The sequence below is a fragment of the Enterococcus sp. DIV1094 genome (genome assembly GCF_017316305.2).
GTDB classification, from domain to species: domain Bacteria; phylum Bacillota; class Bacilli; order Lactobacillales; family Enterococcaceae; genus Enterococcus_B; species Enterococcus_B mangumiae.
This window is the reverse complement of the sequence record NZ_CP147250.1, coordinates 2701565-2720795: the sequence shown is the minus strand read 5'-3', so window position 1 is coordinate 2720795 and position 19231 is coordinate 2701565. Positions and strand designations below refer to the sequence as shown.

At 42.1% G+C, this 19231-nt stretch carries 13 protein-coding genes; all 13 read right to left on the bottom strand.

The genetic code is table 11. The features are described 5' to 3' along the window. Positions 1–78: 78 nt before the first annotated feature. Positions 79–3264 (bottom strand): carbamoyl-phosphate synthase large subunit, encoded by a 3186-nt coding sequence (gene carB / locus DOK79_RS12895; protein ID WP_206857329.1) that lies wholly within the window; start codon positions 3262–3264, stop codon positions 79–81. Next, on the bottom strand, positions 3264–4343 hold the full coding sequence (locus DOK79_RS12890) for a carbamoyl phosphate synthase small subunit (RefSeq protein ID WP_206857337.1): 1080 nt from the start codon (positions 4341–4343) through the stop codon (positions 3264–3266). Before DOK79_RS12890 ends, carB begins: the two co-directional genes overlap by 1 nt. A 4-nt stretch (positions 4344–4347) precedes the next feature. Then, entirely contained in the window at positions 4348–5628 is a 1281-nt protein-coding gene (locus DOK79_RS12885) for a dihydroorotase (protein ID WP_206857339.1), read from the bottom strand. Between the two features lie 20 nt (positions 5629–5648). Continuing rightward, complete coding sequence (locus DOK79_RS12880; protein WP_206857341.1) at positions 5649–6575, bottom strand: aspartate carbamoyltransferase catalytic subunit; 927 nt, start codon at positions 6573–6575, stop codon at positions 5649–5651. A 12-nt stretch (positions 6576–6587) separates the two neighbouring features. After that, positions 6588–7871 (bottom strand): solute carrier family 23 protein, encoded by a 1284-nt coding sequence (locus tag DOK79_RS12875; protein ID WP_206857342.1) that lies wholly within the window; start codon positions 7869–7871, stop codon positions 6588–6590. Between the two features lie 14 nt (positions 7872–7885). Further along, positions 7886–8425, bottom strand: a complete 540-nt coding sequence (gene pyrR / locus DOK79_RS12870; RefSeq protein ID WP_206857343.1) for a bifunctional pyr operon transcriptional regulator/uracil phosphoribosyltransferase PyrR — start codon at positions 8423–8425, stop codon at positions 7886–7888. A gap of 239 nt (positions 8426–8664) precedes the next feature. Beyond that, positions 8665–9576, bottom strand: coding sequence for an RluA family pseudouridine synthase (locus DOK79_RS12865; protein ID WP_206857344.1), 912 nt, complete (start codon positions 9574–9576; stop codon positions 8665–8667). Continuing rightward, positions 9573–10037 carry a signal peptidase II gene (lspA, locus tag DOK79_RS12860; protein WP_206857345.1) on the bottom strand — a complete coding sequence of 155 codons (465 nt, stop codon included), beginning with the start codon at positions 10035–10037 and terminating at the stop codon, positions 9573–9575. Before lspA ends, DOK79_RS12865 begins: the two co-directional genes overlap by 4 nt. Positions 10038–10041: 4 nt before the next feature. Further along, entirely contained in the window at positions 10042–10740 is a 699-nt protein-coding gene (locus tag DOK79_RS12855; RefSeq protein WP_206857347.1) for a CBS domain-containing protein, read from the bottom strand. Further along, on the bottom strand, positions 10727–11110 hold the full coding sequence (locus DOK79_RS12850) for a hypothetical protein (protein WP_206857348.1): 384 nt from the start codon (positions 11108–11110) through the stop codon (positions 10727–10729). The genes DOK79_RS12855 and DOK79_RS12850 overlap by 14 nt, the downstream gene beginning before the upstream one ends. Before the next feature lie 100 nt (positions 11111–11210). Beyond that, positions 11211–11696 carry a DUF6773 family protein gene (locus tag DOK79_RS12845; RefSeq protein WP_206857349.1) on the bottom strand — a complete coding sequence of 162 codons (486 nt, stop codon included), beginning with the start codon at positions 11694–11696 and terminating at the stop codon, positions 11211–11213. Next, positions 11683–11892, bottom strand: coding sequence for a helix-turn-helix domain-containing protein (locus tag DOK79_RS12840; RefSeq protein WP_206857350.1), 210 nt, complete (start codon positions 11890–11892; stop codon positions 11683–11685). The genes DOK79_RS12845 and DOK79_RS12840 overlap by 14 nt, the downstream gene beginning before the upstream one ends. Positions 11893–12098: 206 nt before the next feature. Next, positions 12099–19223 carry a QWxxN domain gene (locus DOK79_RS12835; RefSeq protein WP_206857352.1) on the bottom strand — a complete coding sequence of 2375 codons (7125 nt, stop codon included), beginning with the start codon at positions 19221–19223 and terminating at the stop codon, positions 12099–12101. Positions 19224–19231: the final 8 nt, after the last annotated feature.

The window sequence follows — 19231 nt, the reverse complement described above, 5'->3', positions numbered from 1 at the left end:
CAAGCCACCACAGGGACTAACTAGAAAAAAATCTTTTTTCATTTATTTATTGGAGGGCAAATTGCCCTCCTCTTGTATTTAGATTGCTTGTGTTGAAAAGGCGCGTGATTCCATCACACGAACGATTGCATCCGCCGTATCAAGTGAAGTGAACAGTGGCGTGCCATGCTCAACTGCTTCGCGTCGAATGATAAAGCCGTCTTTTGAAGCATTTCCTCGGTCTTTATCGATCGTATTGACGACCACTTGTGCTTTGCCTTCTCGGATCAGGTCAACCACGTTTTTCTCTGTTGCTTCTTCGGAGATCTTAGCGACTGGCGTTACTACAAGGCCATGTTTCTCAAAGAATGCCGCGGTATTTTTTGTTGCTAGCAAGCTATAGCCGATTTCTGCAAAGCGTTTCGCTAAGCCTAATGCTTCTTCTTTAGTTTCATCGGCGATCGTGAACAAGACAGCGCCATAATCAGGCAAACGTAAGCCAGAAGCTTCAAACGCTTTGTACAACGCTTTGTCTAGGTTTTGATCTGAACCCATGACTTCTCCTGTTGATTTCATTTCAGGTCCAAGATATGTGTCAACTTTGTGCAGCTTAGTAAATGAAAAGACCGGTGCTTTGACATGGACGTTTGCTGTTTCTGGATATAAGCCATCTTCATAGCCTAAATCTTTTAATTTTTCGCCTAAGATGGCCTTCGTTGCGATCTGCGCCATTGGGATATTCGTGACTTTGCTCAAGAAAGGAACCGTACGACTTGCGCGCGGATTCACTTCGATCACGTATACTTGATTTTCATGGATCACGAATTGGATGTTCATCATCCCGACACAATTCAAGCCACGTGCTAAACGAATCGTATAATCTTCGATCGTTTGCTTGATTTCGTCAGAAAGAGCTTGCGGCGGATAAACTGCCATCGAGTCTCCTGAATGGACACCCGCACGTTCGATGTGTTCCATGATTCCTGGGATCAAGACTGTTTCCCCATCACAGATCGCATCGACTTCGCACTCACTACCGATCAAATAGCGATCGACTAACACTGGATGTTCTGGTGAAGCTTTCACCGCATTCTCCATATAGTCTTCTAAGTCACGTTGGTTTTCGACGATCTCCATCGCACGTCCGCCTAAAACATAGCTTGGACGGACTAACACTGGATAACCGATTTTATTTGCGACAGCAACTGCTTCTTCTTTGCTTGTTGCGGTATCTCCTAGTGGTTGAGGAACACCTAATTCTTGTAAAGCTTGTTCGAATAAGTCACGGTTTTCTGCACGATCAAGGTCTTCGATCGTTGTTCCTAAGATTTTTACGCCTGCTTTTGCTAAAGGTTCAGCGAGATTGATGGCCGTTTGTCCACCAAATTGGACAATGACACCGATCGGCTGCTCTAATTCGATGACATTCATGACATCTTCAAAAGTTAACGGCTCAAAGTAAAGTTTATCAGAAATCGAGAAATCTGTCGAAACGGTTTCAGGATTACTATTCATAATGATTGCTTCATAGCCTGCTTGTTGGATCGCTTTGACGGAGTGGACAGTCGCATAGTCAAATTCGACCCCTTGTCCGATGCGGATCGGGCCAGAGCCTAGGACTAACACAGACGGTTTTTCTGAACGATGACTTTCGTTTTCGATTTCATATGTGCTATAGAAATAAGGCGTATGCGATTCAAATTCTGCTGCACAAGTATCGACCATTTTGTATACTGGTTGGATACTGTTTTCTGTACGAAGTTGGCGAATCGCATCAGGTGTCGTTTTCCACATTTCAGCGATTTTTCGATCAGTAAACCCATTTTGTTTCACAAAATGAAGGATGTCCAATTGATTTGGATTTTCGGAAAGCTCCTTTTCAAGCTCAATGATATGCAATAATTTGTCTAAGAAGAACAAATCGATTTTCGTCAAGTCTGCTAATTCTTGGATTGGGTAGCTGCGACGGATTGCTTCGGCTAAGTAGAATAACCGATCATCTTGCGCACGAACGATTTTCTCCATTAAAAGTTCTTCACTGACTTCTTTCAATTCAGGCAATTCAAGGTGGTGCGCACCGATTTCTAATGAGCGGACTGCTTTAAGTAAAGATTCTTCGATGTTACGGCCGATCGCCATGACTTCTCCTGTCGCCTTCATCTGTGTCCCTAAAACACGTTCCCCGTTTTCAAATTTATCAAACGGCCAGCGTGGGATTTTTGCTACCACATAGTCCAATGCTGGTTCAAATTCAGCGTAAGTTGTTCCTGTGACTGGATTTTTCATTTCATCCAATGTCAAACCTAATGCGATTTTAGCGGCTAGTTTCGCAATTGGATAACCGGTCGCTTTACTTGCTAAGGCAGAGGAGCGTGAAACACGAGGATTCACTTCGATGACATAGTAGTTGAAGCTATGAGGATCAAGTGCTAATTGAACATTACAACCACCTTCGATTTTCAATGCGCGAATGATCGACAGTGACGCATCTCTTAACATCTGGTATTCATGGTCTGCTAAGGTTTGACTTGGAGCAAAAACGATCGAATCTCCTGTATGGATACCCACTGGATCGAAGTTTTCCATGTTACAAACAACGATTGCATTGTCTGCCGAGTCACGCATCACTTCGTATTCGATTTCTTTGAAACCTGCAATACTGCGCTCGATCAAACATTGTGTCACTGGGGATAAACTCAAGCCATTTTCCGCGATTTGACGCAGCTCTGCTTCGTTATCACACATCCCACCGCCAGTACCGCCTAATGTGAAGGCTGGTCGTACGATGATTGGATAACCGATTTTGTTGGCAAAAGTCACTGCTTCTTCCACCGTCGTCACGATTTCTGATTCGGGGATTGGTTGATCCAACTCTTCCATCAATTTTTTGAACAAGTCGCGATCTTCTGCTTGGTCGATCGCACTTAATTTCGTCCCTAATAATTCGATCCCTAATTCGTCTAAGATTCCTGACTCAGCTAATTCCATCGCCATATTCAGACCTGTTTGCCCACCTAAAGTTGGTAAGATCGCATCCGGACGTTCTTTTCGTAGAATGCGTGAAACAAATTCTAATGTGATCGGCTCAAGGTATACTTGATCAGCAATTTCTTTATCGGTCATGATCGTTGCTGGATTAGAATTGACTAAAACGACCTCATAGCCTTCTTCCTTTAAAGCAAGACAAGCCTGTGTGCCTGCGTAGTCAAACTCTGCAGCTTGACCAATGATGATCGGACCAGAGCCGATCACCATGATTTTGTTGATATCTGTGCGTTTTGGCATTAGAATTGCTCCTTTCCAGCATCCATCATTTCCATAAATTCATCGAACAAATGTAGCGCATCATGCGGCCCAGGAGCAGCATCCGGATGGAATTGGACACTGAACGCTGGATAGCGACGATGTCTAACCCCTTCAACAGTGCCATCATTGACTTCCACATGTGTGACTAGTAAGTGTTCTGGATCGATCGTTTGTTCATCGACCGCATAGCCATGATTTTGGGAGGTAAAATCGATTCTTCCAGTAGCTACCTCACGAACAGGATGGTTCAACCCGCGGTGTCCAAATTTCATCTTGTAAGTGTCAGCGCCATTTGCTAGGGCAAACAGTTGATGGCCTAAACAGATGCCAAAAATCGGAATCTTTCCTTGGATTTGTCGGATCATTTCAATGGCTTCTGGTACATCTTTCGGATCACCAGGGCCGTTCGTCAACATGACACCGTCTGGCGATAACGAAAGGATCGTTTCCGCATCCGTATTATATGGTAACACGGTCAAGTTACAGTCACGCTTACTCAATTCACGTAAAATACTGTGCTTCAACCCGAAATCAATGACTGCTACATTTCTGCCTGTTCCTGGACTAGGGTATGGTTTGTTTGTTGAAACTTGTTGTACTTGGTTTGTTGCCAAGACGGTTGCTTTTAGTTGGTCGTAAGCATGTTCAAATGAATCACCTGCATCCACGATACTTGCTTTCATTGTACCGACTTCACGGATCTTACGTGTCAATGCCCGTGTATCGATACCTGAGATACCAGGGATTCCCTTTTGTTTCAAGAATTCGTCTAATGTCATTTGATTGCGCCAGTTAGATGCCACACGTGCATGTTCTTTGACGACTACCCCTTTACACGTTGGTGCAATTGATTCGTAATCATCACGATTGACGCCGTAGTTTCCTACCATCGGATAAGTAAATGTGATGATTTGACCGTTAAAACTTTGGTCTGTGATCGTTTCTTGATACCCTGTCATACTTGTAGTAAAGACGATTTCTCCAAACACATTGCCTGTCGCGCCAAATGATTTTCCTTTAAATACTGTGCCATCTTCTAAAATCAGCAACCGTTCCATCCAGTTATTCCCCCTTATGCCAAACAAGTTTCCCGTCGACAAATGTCATTAATGTTTCTCCTTTGATCTCCCAACCAACAAAAGGTGTGTTTTCGCCTTTTGATAAGAAATCTTTTTTGTCGATCACCGCTGTATGCGCGATGTCATACACTGCCAAATCTGCTGGCGCACCGATCGTTAACGTGCCCACTTCTAACCCGAAAATTTCAGCTGGTTTGACTGCCATCCAATCGATGACTTGCTCTAGCGTGAATTTTCCTGTTTCAACAAAATGGGTATACACTAATTGGAAAGCTGTTTCACTTCCAACGATCCCAAATGGTGATTGTAAGAAACTTTGACTTTTCTCTTCTAAGCCATGTGGTGCATGATCAGTTGCGATACAATCGATCGTGCCATCAAGCAACCCTTCGATCAGTGCTTCACGATCGGCTTTTCCTCTCAACGGCGGATTCATTTTCCAAAAACCAAAATCTTCTGGAATATCTTCATCGATCAAGATCAGATGATGGGGAGAAACTTCTGCAGTGACATGGATGCCGGCTTTCTTAGCATCGCGGATCACTCGCACACTTTCTTTTGTTGATACATGGCAGACATGATAATGAACACCTGTCGCTTCTGCTAACAGAAGGTCACGCGCAATCTGTGAAGATTCAGTCACACTCAAAATACCTGGTAGTCCTAACTCTTCCGCTTTTTCTCCCGCATGCATCACACCGCCAAATAATAATGACTCGTCTTCCGTATGAGCAACGAGCGCTTTCTTGTTTTTTGCTGCTTCTTTCATCGCTAAGTACATCGTGCCAGCTGTTTGGACACCCACACCATCATTGGTGAATGCAAATGCGCCCTCGTTGATCAAGGCTTTTTGATCAACTAATTCTTCACTTCGTAGATTTTCAGTGATCGGTGCATATTGTAAGACTTTCACCACTGCATCACGTTTGATGATGTCGTAGATATTTTTTAATTTTTCAGGAGTATCTGGAACTGGGTCCAGATTTGGCATCGCACAAACAGTAGTAAAGCCGCCACGTGCTGCGGCTTTCGTTCCTGCTTCGATCGTTTCTTTATAAGTAAATCCAGGTTCTCTCAAATGGACATGTACATCGACTAAACCAGGAGTGATCAGTTGTCCTTTTGCATCAAACACTTCATCAAATTCGATCTCAGGAAAACCTGTGCCGATTGCTTTGATCTTTCCTTCTTCGATCCAAATTTCTGCTGGGATTGTTTCATTTCTTTTTGTGTTGATTTGACCGTTTTTAATGAGTGTTTTCATGTTTCTTCCTCCTCTTATGTTTATGCTTTTCCACTTAATACAGCTTCTAAGATCGCCATTCGTACAAATACACCGTTGCTCATTTGTTGTACGATCCGTGATTGTAATCCTTCAACTAATGAATCTGCCAGTTCGACATCGCGATTTACTGGAGCTGGGTGCATGATGATTGCATGCTTTTGCATTTTCTTCGCGCGTTCTACCGTCAATCCGTATTCTTGGTGATAACCTTCTTTTGAAAAACTTTCTTTTCCATCATGACGCTCATGTTGTACACGCAACATCATCATGACATCGACTTGATCCAGTAACTCATCTAGTGGTAGATAGTGACCGTAAACTTCAAATTCGTCGTCATACCATTCTCTTGGTCCAGAGAAGAAGACTTGGGCACCAAGACGTTTCAACATTTGCATGTTTGATTTTGCGACACGAGAATGTGTGATGTCGCCGACGATCGCAATTTTCAACCCGTCGAAATGTCCAAATTCTTCATAGATCGTCATCAAATCAAGTAAGCACTGTGTTGGGTGTTGTCCGCTACCGTCACCACCATTGATAATCGAGCATTGGATCGTTTTACTTTGGATCAGTTCATCGTAGTAGTTCTCGTCTCCATGACGGATCACAGCTACATCTACACCAAGTGCAGACATCGTTAAAACAGTATCGTATAATGTTTCGCCTTTTGTGACCGAGCTTGTACTTGCTTCAAACTCGATGACTTCAAGCCCAAGTTTCTTTTCTGCTACGTCAAAGCTTTTATGGGTTCTCGTGCTGTTTTCAAAGAACAGATTCGTGGCAAAATACTGAGGTTTTTGCGGTGTCCAGTTAGCTCCTTGCTTAAATTCTTGCCCGCGACGGATCAACCCCATTACTTCTTGGTCCGTCAATGCTTCTACCGTTAATAAGTGTTTTAAACTGATGCGTTCTGATTTGATGATCATGCGATGTCCTCCTTAATTTTCTTCGCTTCGTGAAGTTTCTGGTAAGATAAGATTCAAAATAATTCCTAAGACTGTTGCGAGTGCCATTGCAGATAAGGTGAATGTTCCTACTTCAAGGACTAATCCCCCGATACCTACGACTAAGATGACTGAAGCAATCAATAGATTTTTCTTTTTGTCAAAATCGATTTTGTTTTCGACTAAGATTTTCATTCCGCTTGCGGCGATTACACCGAACAAGATGAAACTGATACCTGAAATAACAGGGCCAGGGATACTTAAAATCAGAGCGCTTAGTTTGCCAACGAAGCCAAGAACGACTGCGAAAACCGCTGCGCCTCCGATGACGAACACACTGTGTACGCGTGTGATTGCCAAGACACCGATATTTTCACCATAACTTGTTACTGGAGGTCCACCGACAAAAGCGGCAACTAATTGCGCCAATCCATCCCCTGTCAATGTGCGATGCAATCCTGGGTCTTCGAAGAAATTCCGTCTAGTCAATTTGTTCAAGACCATCAAGTGCCCGATATGTTCGGTCATCGTGACAAAAGCGATTGGTGCCATGGTAGTGATTGCTCCGATATAAAGTTTTGGTTGATACTGTACAAATGGAATCTCAAAGTTCGGTAGTGCGAACCACGGTGCGTCAATGATCGGTTGTGTGTCGACGATCCCAAAGAGCAGAGCGACGATGTAACCTGAAACGATCCCTAACAAGATCGGTAATAATCCTAAGAAACCACGTAGGAACATGTTGAAGAAAATCGTCAATCCTAAAGTGATCAGAGCAACTAGCAGATATTTGAAATCATAGTTGTCTTGATTGAACATCGCGTTGTTTGCTGCATTTGCGGCTAAACCTAATCCGATCACCATAATGACTGGTCCCACGACGATTGGCGGTAAGATCTTGTCCAACCAAGCTGAACCGATTTTTTTGATGATCCAAGCGACGATCAGATAGACCAGAGCGGTTGTCATCGCCCCTTGTGCGATTGCTGGAAAGCCATCTGTTTTCATCAGCATTTGCATCGCTGCGATAAAAGCAAAGCTGCTTCCTAAATATGCTGGGATCTTTCCTTTTGTCGTGATCAGATAAACCAGTGTACCTAACCCTGAGCTGACTAAGGCAATCCCTGGGTCGATCCCGACTAAGATCGGTACTAAGACGGTTGCGCCAAACATCGTGAACAGATGCTGTAAACTCAATCCGACCCAGTGTCCAATGGTTGGTCGATCATGGATGTCTAATACCACGCTATCGTTGTGAAACTTTTTTTCTTCTGACATATTGCCTTACCCCTCTACTTTTCCTCTTTTAAGATCATGATGCGATCTTGTCCATCTAATTCTTGCATCTCTACTAAGATTTCTTCTTTTTTGGCAGTTGGGATGTTCTTCCCTACATAATCTGCGCGGATCGGTAATTCGCGGTGTCCGCGATCAACGAGTACTGCTAATGAGATTTTTCTTGGACGACCAAAGTCCATGACCGCATCCATTGCCGCACGGATCGTGCGTCCTGTGTAGAGTACGTCGTCGATCAAGATGACTTCTTTTCCTTCTAGGTTGACCGGAATATCTGACGAATGTAATTCTGGTTCTTGGGCGATTTCTTTTTTGTCATCTCGGTACAAGGTAATATCAAGTTCTCCCACAGGTACTTCAATGTTTTCTAGTTGTTTCAACCGTTCGGCGATTCGAGCAGCAATATAGATCCCTCTCGTTTTGATACCGACTAAAACGATCTCCTCAATGCTTTGGTTTCTTTCAATGATTTCATAGGTGATACGCGTAAGAGCTCGTTTCATCGTTACTTGATCCACTACTTCTTTAGCTTGCATCTTTTTCCCTCCAATTTTTTACACAAAAAAACTCCTGCCCTAAGAGGACAGGAGGAATGTTTTAGACTGAGTGTATACTGCTACACTGGTCGCTTTGAGTATGCGACGTCATTGAGTAAGACTCGCTATGGCGCACCACAGGTCTTCTTACTCACACCCTTCTTAGCCTCACGGGACTAAACTTAAAGGACTTCTATTAAGTTTTTCTTTTATTGGTTATAACTATACCGTTAAGTGTTTTAAAAAGCAACATCTTTTCTCAACTTCTCTAAAGTTTTTTCAAAAACTTCTGGCAGTGGGGCTTCAAACACTAGATTTTCTTTTGTTACAGGATGTGTAAAACCTAACAGCTTAGCATGTAGGAACTGTCCATTTCCCTTCAACGTTTTCTTCGGTCCATAGACAGGGTCTCCTGCTAATGGATAACCGATGTACTTCATGTGGACACGGATCTGATGCGTACGACCAGTTTCCAGTTGTAATTCCACTAACGTAAAGTTTTCAAAACGTTCTAAAACAGTAAAATGAGTGACAGCGGGTTTTCCGTCTTCACGGATGGCTTGCATTTTTCGATCGACTTTGGAACGACCGATCGGTGCATTGATCGTTCCTTTCTCGTGAGGAATGACACCATGAACTAAAGCAACGTATTTTCTAAGAGAAGTTTTATCTTTTAATTGTTGTGCTAGAGATTCATGGGCTTGATCATTTTTAGCGATCATCAATAAGCCAGAAGTATCTTTATCGATACGATGAACGATACCGGGTCTAATCACTCCATTGATCGATGACAGACTTTTCATGTGATACATCAATGCGTTGACAAGTGTGCCGTGCGTATGCCCCGCCGAAGGATGAACGACCATTCCTTGTGGTTTATTGACGACAGCGACATCATCATCTTCATAGACGATCTCAATCGGTAAATCTTCAGCCAAAATCTCAAGCTCTTCAGGCTCTGGTACTTCCACGACAATCTCATCAGCCGATTTTACTTTATAATTTGCTTTGACAGGTTCACCATTTACAGCTACCGCACCGTCTTTTAACCATTGTTGGACTTGCGAACGACTGTAATCAGCAAATAAATTCGTGAGGACTTTGTCGATCCGTCCTGTTTCTTGTTGGATAGTTGCTTTTAATTGTGTCATTTTTTTCGTTGTTCCTTTTCATCTAAAATAATGTAAATCAATACGCAGATCACACCGATCACCAATGAAACATCGGCTACGTTGAAAATCGGGAAATTCATGAAATCAGTTTGGAACATGTCGACCACATACCCTAAGCGGACACGATCGATAAAGTTGCCGATTGCGCCAGCTAGGATCAATGTCAGACCGACCATGAACCAACGGCTCCCATTGTTACGGTTTTTGATCATCAACGTCAAGACCACGACAACGGCAATGATCGTCACGACAGTAAAGAACCACATTTTTCCTTCTAACAAACTCCATGCTGCGCCAAAATTACGAATATGATTCAGCGATAAGATGCCAGGAATCACGGACTTTGTTTCGCCTAAAGCAAAGTTCTCGACGATCAACCATTTTACCCATTGATCCAAACCGACGATCAATGCACTTATAATCCAATATATCACTAACAAATAATCATTCCTTTTCTACTTCATGATAAATATCTCTCGGGCGAATGATCCCCAACAAGTTTCCGTTAGGGTCACCATTTTTGGTGATCAGCACGGCTTCGAGTGTTCCTTGCTCACCAAACATTCTTTCTACTTCAGCAATCGTTGTCTGAGCTGAGACAAAGTGGTAATTGGTGTATTTACCATCTTGTATGATCAGATCTGCGGCAGTTTTTCCTTGTAGATCGATCACACCTTGATGGCTTTCTTTTGCCAACCAAAAGCCTAACATCCGCAAAGTTACGAGCCCCTTGAACGTTCCTTTGTGATAAAGCGGAAATTGAGAATAGCGCTTTTGTGCCACTGTCTCCAACAAACGAGGCAACGGGATATCCCATTCAAAACCAGTCACATGCTTTGCGAAACGTGGCAACACGGTTTCAGGGCGAATCAGTTCTTGCTCGATTTTCTGGATGCGATTTGTCGCCCAGTCATTGGGTTCAGCAATAATGAAGTCTACCGCGATGCGGTCATGCACGATCGCATTACGCAATTGCGCCAATTGTAAGAGGTCATCTTCGTATTTACGCACACTTTGATGTTGTTTTTGTGCTAACCGTCGAACGAGTTCGGTAAATCCCATGTTTCGTGGATTCCCCATCTCTTCTTGGAGCCATTTTTCGATTCGATTAAAGCTGCTTAAAAAAAGATCAGAATTCTTCATCAACAGTCTCCTTGATTGTATATGCTTTATTTTTGATGAACAAAAAGAAGCCGATCATCATGAATACGATCATGACACTATAGCCTATATTCTGGAAAAATACCGCACTGATCCCTGAGAATAAAAAAAGGAAAGGATAGAGTTGAATCAACAGAATATTCATGGTGATCGTATATCCTTTCTTTGGCTCAGTAATAACGTACTTAGGACTTTTCAGCCAAAAAAAGGAAGCTTGCATCGTAAATGGGGATTGGACAGTCACTTTAGTTGACTGATTATGAGACAAACTGATTTTTCGGTCGTCGATACGCAAGGTGATCGGACTACCCATTCCGTAAAAACCAGTATTTCTAGTGAATTTTACTTCCATTTTTGCTCCTCCTATTATGCGGTAGTCTCTCTTAAAATACAAGCGGAATCTGTAGGACCAACGAGTGTTAGGTAAAAACATTTGTTAGCTTTGTCGTGGCTCATTCCAGATCATCATCGATCTTATTTTCTAACCTTTTCTGACTCAAGCGATTGACAGAAAAAACAACAAACAATAATCCAGCCATAAAAATGACCGATGATAAAAAGGTAATCCCTACTACAGCTAACAAGTGAGGATCTAGGTAGCCAGAGTAAAGATGTTGATATAAGGAATAGTTTCTGATACCGGTCCCTAAAGCAACGAGGAGACTCCCACCAACAATCGATACGGCTTGTAATATTTTAGCATGTTTCGAAGTATCGATGATCTCATGTCCGATCAATGCCCCACGAATCAATAAATAAAGGACTGCGGCTCCTAAGATAAGAAGCTCGGCAAGAGAATCAGACACAGGCAGATCCAACAGATAACTCTTTACAAATAAAGAGATACCTAATAGCACTAATAGCAGTAAAAAGGCTTCACTTTGTATTTTATTATTTATTTGGATGATACGCTCATCTTTAGGCTTATTCTTTTTCATCTTGATCCTCCCAAAATAGTTCATCTAGTGTTTGATTCAATTCATGGCAGATCGCCAGACATAGCTTAAGCGTAGGATTGTACTTTCCCGCTTCGATCAACCCGATTGTTTGACGTGTGACACCCACACGCTGGGCTAACTCTTCTTGGCTCAATTCACTTGCTAAACGTGCCAATTTCATTCGAATATTTTTCACGTTGATGGCTACCCTCCATTCTCAGCTCTTATCGATAGTGTAAACTATAAATTGCTTTATGTAAAATATATATTGCAAAAAATCGTTAGAATAATTACTCAAAAGAACCAATCGTCGAAAAAAAAAGCAATAGCCACAAATATTGAAGAACAATTTTTGTGGCTATCCCTTTATTTCTAATGGTTAAATACTTCTATTTTTACTTTTCAACGATATTGCAAATTCAACTCACTTCGTTTTTGTTTCACTGGTGTTGTTCTCTGTCCTTCATTCAGGAAGATACTCGCTTTCGTGCTAAAACCGACAAGTTTCTGGATACGCGGTTTCCCTTTTTTCGACTTGCTCTGATTTTTCTTGCTTTGTTTTGGCGTTGCCGGCTTAAGATTCGCCTTTTTGGTATTTACCTGTTGAGTCTTGGTTGTAGAATCAGGAGAGAGAGTTGTGCTATCTGGCTGTTTTTGCGGGACTTTCAACTCCGGACTCTTTTCTACCGTATAGAATGACCCTGATTTCATCAATGCGACCGCAATGAATGTTTCTCCAGTTATTTTTATTTCACTCTGTTCACTACTTACATCTCGTTTAAACACTTTTGGCCGTTGATTGAATTTATTCCCCTTTGCCACATCTCTAATCATGATCATCAATGTTTCTGCATCAAGCATTTGGATATTCATGCTTAGCATTGCATCCGTTTTTTCTGCAAGGATCACTGCCTCATTCGATAACATGGGCGATCCTTGAACATCGGCTAATTGATCGACATAACTGTCAAAGTATCTTGTTTTGAAAAAACCTTCAAATCTTCTGAAATATTGATCGCGAACATCTTGTCCACATTTTGAAAAACCTTTGGCTACATAGGGATACCCTGATACAACATCATATGCCATTGAAACGACATGGGCTGTTTCATGCATCAAGGTTTCTTTGGGATCTATCGCTAACTGAAGGTTCGGTAGATGATCTGGATCAATATGGTTCGTATCAGCAATAAAGATGATTCGACATTCTGGATCACGAGTCATCATGAATGCACTGGTACGGGGGATAGCTTCAACCTTTGTATAATAAGCTTGTCTCGCTTCATTTTTTTCTAATTTTGTAGAGACGATCCAAATATTCTCAAATCCCCAATCCGCTGACTGTCGGAGGAACCGTTCCCCTTTTTCTGATACAGACAATAAGCGTTTAAAGATTTCTCTTAAATATGGCTCTCGATTTTTGATCTGATACATGTCAAACATCTCAACTGCGTACTGTCCTTCCGGCGTTCCAGCAATCTTGTCTAGTTTCAACAACTCAATACATCGTTCTTTTGTACGTTGGAAATACTCGATCGCTTCATAGAACGCTTCTGAAACTTTCTTAAAAAACGGTTGTAGATACTCTGGCGCCTTGTTCGGATTCAAACCAGAAAAAGTTTGGTAATCAACTGGCTGCAAATGATACATGTGTGCAATCGCCTCAGAAATTCCTTTTCTCTCTTTTTCTTCATCCAGTGAGACTACGATTTTTGGCTCTGGGATAAAAGTAGAGAGTTTCTTGCATACGACATTTCGATCGACCGGCCTTTTTAGGGGTTCAACAACTAATATTTCTGCTTGTCGAAACTCATTCCACTCTTTCCATCTTGCTGGCGTATTTGGAAGCGGGGGATAGGACTTCGTTTCGCGGGATGTTCCAGCACTACCACTTGAGGTTCCTGGAATCAAGTCGTCACTTGTACCGGCTCTTCTGATATGGCTTTGCAACTCAAACGCCAGCTTCTCTCTCTCAGTCTCGAATCTAAACGAACGTTCATTCAAATCAAATCGTAAAACCGTCAGCGGTTCAAGGATATCCTTTTTAACTAAATGGTACCGATTCTCTTCTTTATTCAGTAAGATCAGCGGGATATAGCGATCATTGATTTTTATATAAGACCGACCTTCAGCACTCCACATCAAGCCTCTTTCATCGGGAGCCGAAAGCGTAGCCACATCCCACAAAGTTTCAAATTGATTGAGGCGATGTGTCACTTCGGTTTCGACAGATTTCGAAATCACTGGTGAGGTCACTGGTTCAAAATACCATTCAATCCCGTTGAAATTGACAGGTAAAAGCTTCTCTCCATCAAAAATATCGTAGCGAACACCATGTTTTTCGAGTACCTGTATGTGAACAGGAACGATCTGTCCATCCATTTTGATCGCGGAAATTCGTTGTCCATCCTTTTTTTTGTAGGTATATACTTTTCCCTCTCCATAAAGTTTTGGATATAAGTTGGGTTCTTCTACAAATATCTGATCGACATCTAAGCTCCTGGACAGTCGCTGGATCACGACTTTTTGTCTTGGAGTAAAAGTTGCTGGTCCTTCAAACTCTCGTAGCTGCTCACCGCGCAAAGTAAAGTACTTTCCGGACACATCCCCATTTTTAAGATCGTTCACTTTTAAATACAAGTTATTTTGCATACGTTTCACTCGAACTTCTGGACCGTCTTTCGACAAGCGAGCAGTCACAAAATTTTGCGTCACATCAGGCTGTTGTTTTTTTAATAGGTCGAGCTTTGTCAACACTGCTTTTAGTTCTTTACTTACAAATTCTTCATTTTTTAAAGCCACTAAGCGTTTCAAAATGAATTGCCCGCCTCCTATGATCATTTCCACTCCAGGATCAAAAGTACGTATCGCAGTTGCGAACAGCCCTCTAAGCTCTGGCAACGTAGGGAGAAAGCGAGTGCCTGTTTTCAACGTCGTACTTAACCCACTTTTAACAACCGACTTTGCGACTCCTAAGGCAAATCTCATACTAAAAGATGTGACTTGTCCTAAAACTGGAATGAGTGATACAGCATCGAGCAGACAATTAGGGACCGCTTCTTCTGCATTATGTGCCGAAACACCAACAACGCAATCATAAAAAGGAATCACATGTTTTAAGACATCCCAAACTTTCGTCGCTACTGTCTGTTCATTTCCTGATGCATATAGTTGTCGATAGAGCACATCCTTATGCTCCAAACTGATTTGATTGGCTAGCGTTGTATTTCCTTCGCCATGAGAATACTCTTTGTCCATATGCACTTGGGTTGTAAACGTGTAATCCTTTTTCCCGATGCGGATCTTATCTCCATTTTTTCGGAATTGTCCGTCCCAAAGATCTTTGCGATCCATCAGACCATAGATAAGATACAAAAAAGGATCTTGATCGACTCGATAAAATTTATATCCTCCTTCATCCAGACGCTTCAGCGCATACCATCGTTCCTCATTTCCATTTTTAGCGACGAACAGATCCGTTTGATTCAAGTTAAGTTTCGTATCTAATAGCTCCTCTTGTTTATATAATAAAAAGGGCGGGACTGAGCGCATATTTTTAGGAGGATCATACTGACGAACTTCACTTTTGAATTGAGCAGAAGCTGCGTAAATGTGACTATTGGGAGAAAATAGAAAAGCGAGTTCCTGTTGCGGGATCGATTGGATCGAAAGCTGGATCAAAAATTGATTGAGCAAGTGATAGGATTCTGCGACATCTTTTGTTAGCCGAGTATACCACCTTTCAAGATCCGGTGGCGTCCATTGTCCAGGACAAGGATTGCCCCCAGCTAAATACACTTGCCCTGCCGCCATGCTGACCCTGATTCCCAATCGATTGCACTCTGCCAGTACCTCATCAACTAGCGCTAGTTTTCGCCGCCAGTCAATGACTGCTTGTTGATAGGTAGCGGTCAGGTCATTAAGGATCGCTTGTGTTTTCATCAGCTGGAAATACCCTCTTTGTGAATAGCTGATAAAGGTCGTGAGTGCGACTTCGATATAGTTGTCATTCACAAGAGCCGCTCGCATTTTATCAGGTTCAAGTTGTGCGACAGTCACTAATGCTGGTGTCAAAAGAAACGATAACTCTTCAAAGTGGTGGACGCCTTTGAGACTGAGCGTCTCTAAAAAAAATTCTCCTAGTAAACGAGTCTCAGTTTGGTTAAACTTTTTAGAAAATCCTAGATCTGCCAATAAGCTCGCACCTGTTAATTGTGTCAGTGAACTATAGTCAGAAATCAATAAATTGTCTGGGAGATTACTTGATTTCAGCAAGTAATGAGGCAATGCTCGGTTAGATAAGGTTGCCCAAAGCCGTTTCAAATTTCGTTCTGCGTCTATGGATGCCTTGCTATCCTGTTGGGAAGAAAAATTGATCCGCCCAGTTTTTTTCAATTCTTCAAATGTAAACAAGCGCCTGAGATGACCAAGCGTAAAAGCGGATGGGTCAGGTACATCAACGATATTTTTTGCAATATATGCTTCAATCGAACTGCCCAACACATTTTCAAATGCCCACTTCATCACTGTTTTTTCGGCACTCGCATCTGAAAGCACTTCTTCTGGTGCACCACCATACAGTTTCAATTCTTTTAAAATCACAGAAGCGACTGCTTGGATCTTTTCAGGCATCACACTCGTTCGTTCACCCGACTCGATGAACCATTTTCCCATCGCACTTAAAACATCTTCTTTCGTCACCTCGCCAACGAGCAAGCCTTTCTCTCGAAAAAAAGCTTCGACTTGTTTCATTACTTTCGCACTACGCCACTGCTCGTTGTTTGTTGTATTTTTAGCTTCTTCTCCTATTGTGGTTTCTGTTTGGTTCATTACGTTCATCATAGGCGCCGGAGAAGTTGGCATGCTTGTGATGATCTGTTCGTCGCTCACAGGACGTGGCACGACAGTCAATAAGGATTCGTCGGTTTCAATCAGATCCCACAACCATTTGACAAAAGTGATTTCAGCATGTTCATTTGAAATGACGCCATCGAGTTTTTCATCAAGGATCACTTGGGCAATTTGTTTTACTTTGACCATATCGATGATTTTTTGGGTCGCTCCTTCAAGTAACACCCAGTTGGAAACAGCCTCAGCAAAAAGATTCGGATTTGTCGTATTACACGCAATCCCCTTGTCAGTTAAAAAATTTGCCACTCTTTGCTGTATGATTTCTTGATTTTCAATTGTTGTCTGTTGTTCTGGCGTTTTTTCTGGTTGGAAAGGTGTCTTTATCGAAGAAGACAAGCCATTTTCACGTAGGAACAATTCAATTTTTTGTTTTACTTGTTTTTCTCGTTCCTTCTCTTGCTCTTTTTTGATTTTATTGATATCGATGCCCCAATTTTTTTTCTTTGTTTTCTGGTATACATACCCGAGCTGTGCATTATTTTCTTCCCATTGCAACAAAATCGCTCGTGCCTCACTCACTGTCAAGGGTTTCTCTGTCGCTCCATGTGCTTGCCGTAACATCGTTGCTGCGGTTATCTGTCTTCGAACGATTTCTTCATATCGTTTTCCATTTAAGATCCATTTACGCATCTCGATGACTAGCTGAGCTGGTGTCGGTTGATCCAAATAGATTCGTTGCTTGCTTAAAAAATCTTGGGCGACATTATTCACTTCTACAGTTTTTGCTCGCATGTTAAAAAGTTGTTTCTGGTGATAGATCGGTGGAATCTTTGTATTCTTGGAAATACTCGCCGGGCGCTCATGGATAAAATCTTTATAGATTTGCTTATTTACCTTCATTTGTTGCAAAAAACGAGTAACTGAGGGAGTTTCTGCTGGAGACAGATGATATATGTGAGATTGCTCGTTCACCTCTTTGTATGGATACCCCATTAGTAGCGTATTTGTTTTCCATTGCTTATAGATTGCTTGCAATTGGCTGTTCGACAAAAACTCCCCTATCCGAACATCTTCTACCCCATAACTTTCCAATATGAGATAAGCGAGGTATTGTGCTCTTTGAGATTGTGTATTATCTTCATTCCCCCAATTTCTACCCGCCCATCTTTGGACCACTTCAATCAGTTCGAGGTCATTTGCTGACGACTGAAGTAAATTTTGGTCAACGAAAAAGGTTTTAAGCATCACATTGGCAGAAGCAGTCTGATTTTTTCTATCATAAAGCAACTCGTCATAACGAAAATTAGGTAATACAGACAAATTTCCCGCAGGTCTTTTATTTTGAGAAATGGCATCAATGATCTGAATAACTTGTTCATATTCTGAATCCTTAGCGAAAATAACTGGTGAACTCTGAAGATGTTCAGCGGCGGCCGAACGATCTGGTTGGCTATTCACCGGCGCCGCCTCTGCACCCCTTCCAACTAATGGATCATATTTTTTAATGAAATCATCGAATTTTTTTGACAATCTGTTGCCTAATTCCAATAGTTTAGCCAGCGCTCCTGGTTCAATTTCAGTGATGTCTGGTTTGTCTGCCGCCGACTCTGTTGTTAATGGATCGAAAGGAGTTGTCACTCTCGGGTTGTTGAAGTGCTCATTGGTTTGCTTGTCCGTTGAGTCATACGTGTCAAGATTGACCGAAAACGTTTGACCCATCCATTCAAAAAAATGATCCATTACTGAATAGCCATTTTTATCCGCTTGTTGTTCTGTAAAGGTAGTATTTTCTGGTTGGCTAAAAAATGATGTAAAAAGCTCAGTCATTTCATTCCAAAAAGCTTCAATAATAGGAGTGTCTTGCTGATCCACTTGTTTTCTTGCTTGATTTATCGTCGTGAGATTTACGGGCTGATCAAAATCACCCATTGTTGCTTGAAACATCTTTCTCATCTTTACCGCTGCTTCTTCAGCGGTGAAAAGGTGTGTGCTATTTTTGTTTTGACGATGCGTAAAATGGAATTTTTGAAAACCTGCAGGTACCTTTATCGGCTGTTCATTCTTTTTTTGTGCTTTTGCTACAGCAATCTGACAAACGGTTTTAAAGTGGGCTTGTGTCTGATTCGCACCGTTAAAAAGTCCTAGTGAGTTTTGATGAAACACCTCACTTGTGGTCGTACAATTCTCTAAATGTGAAATACTGTACGCCATTTTATGTATTCCTATGCTCCATTGGTGTGCCTTTTCAACCAAGTAAATGAGTGGATTTGAAGGCAGTGGTGCCTGAATCGTTTGAGTCATGTTCCTAGGAGTATTCTGCGGTAGAGGTTGTACAAACCGGCGTGGATTAGCAGTTGAGCTTGACGCTAAAGATTGCACGCTGATTTCTTCGCCTTGCTGTCGTGCTTCCACAAAAGTATCCACTTCAAAAGCAGCTTTCGTTTCTTGTACCGCACGTTGACGATTCGGCAGATTCGCATCAACTATTCGGAAATTTTGCCCAATACTTAACAGGTACAGCATTCCTGCTGGCGTCCATATGCCTCGTCCAACAGGGTAATGCCCAAGTATTTGAGCAAGCAGATGTAGTCTCCTTTGTTGCTCTTTTTGAGTGAGGTGCTTTCGGGATTTGCTGTTGAATAGACCGGTTTTTTTTCGATGTTCTTCTATAGGCATCTTCAAAC

Excerpts from the sequence above, each read along its gene's own strand:
- carB (WP_206857329.1), bottom strand. The coding sequence starts at position 3,264 with ATGCCAAAACGCACAGATATCAACAAAATCATGGTGATCGGCTCTGGT.
- DOK79_RS12890 (WP_206857337.1), bottom strand. The coding sequence starts at position 4,343 with ATGGAACGGTTGCTGATTTTAGAAGATGGCACAGTATTTAAAGGAAAA.
- DOK79_RS12885 (WP_206857339.1), bottom strand. The coding sequence starts at position 5,628 with ATGAAAACACTCATTAAAAACGGTCAAATCAACACAAAAAGAAATGAA.
- DOK79_RS12880 (WP_206857341.1), bottom strand. The coding sequence starts at position 6,575 with ATGATCATCAAATCAGAACGCATCAGTTTAAAACACTTATTAACGGTA.
- DOK79_RS12875 (WP_206857342.1), bottom strand. The coding sequence starts at position 7,871 with ATGTCAGAAGAAAAAAAGTTTCACAACGATAGCGTGGTATTAGACATC.
- pyrR (WP_206857343.1), bottom strand. The coding sequence starts at position 8,425 with ATGCAAGCTAAAGAAGTAGTGGATCAAGTAACGATGAAACGAGCTCTT.
- DOK79_RS12865 (WP_206857344.1), bottom strand. The coding sequence starts at position 9,576 with ATGACACAATTAAAAGCAACTATCCAACAAGAAACAGGACGGATCGAC.
- DOK79_RS12855 (WP_206857347.1), bottom strand. The coding sequence starts at position 10,740 with ATGAAGAATTCTGATCTTTTTTTAAGCAGCTTTAATCGAATCGAAAAA.
- DOK79_RS12850 (WP_206857348.1), bottom strand. The coding sequence starts at position 11,110 with ATGGAAGTAAAATTCACTAGAAATACTGGTTTTTACGGAATGGGTAGT.
- DOK79_RS12845 (WP_206857349.1), bottom strand. The coding sequence starts at position 11,696 with ATGAAAAAGAATAAGCCTAAAGATGAGCGTATCATCCAAATAAATAAT.
- DOK79_RS12835 (WP_206857352.1), bottom strand. The coding sequence starts at position 19,223 with ATGCCTATAGAAGAACATCGAAAAAAAACCGGTCTATTCAACAGCAAA.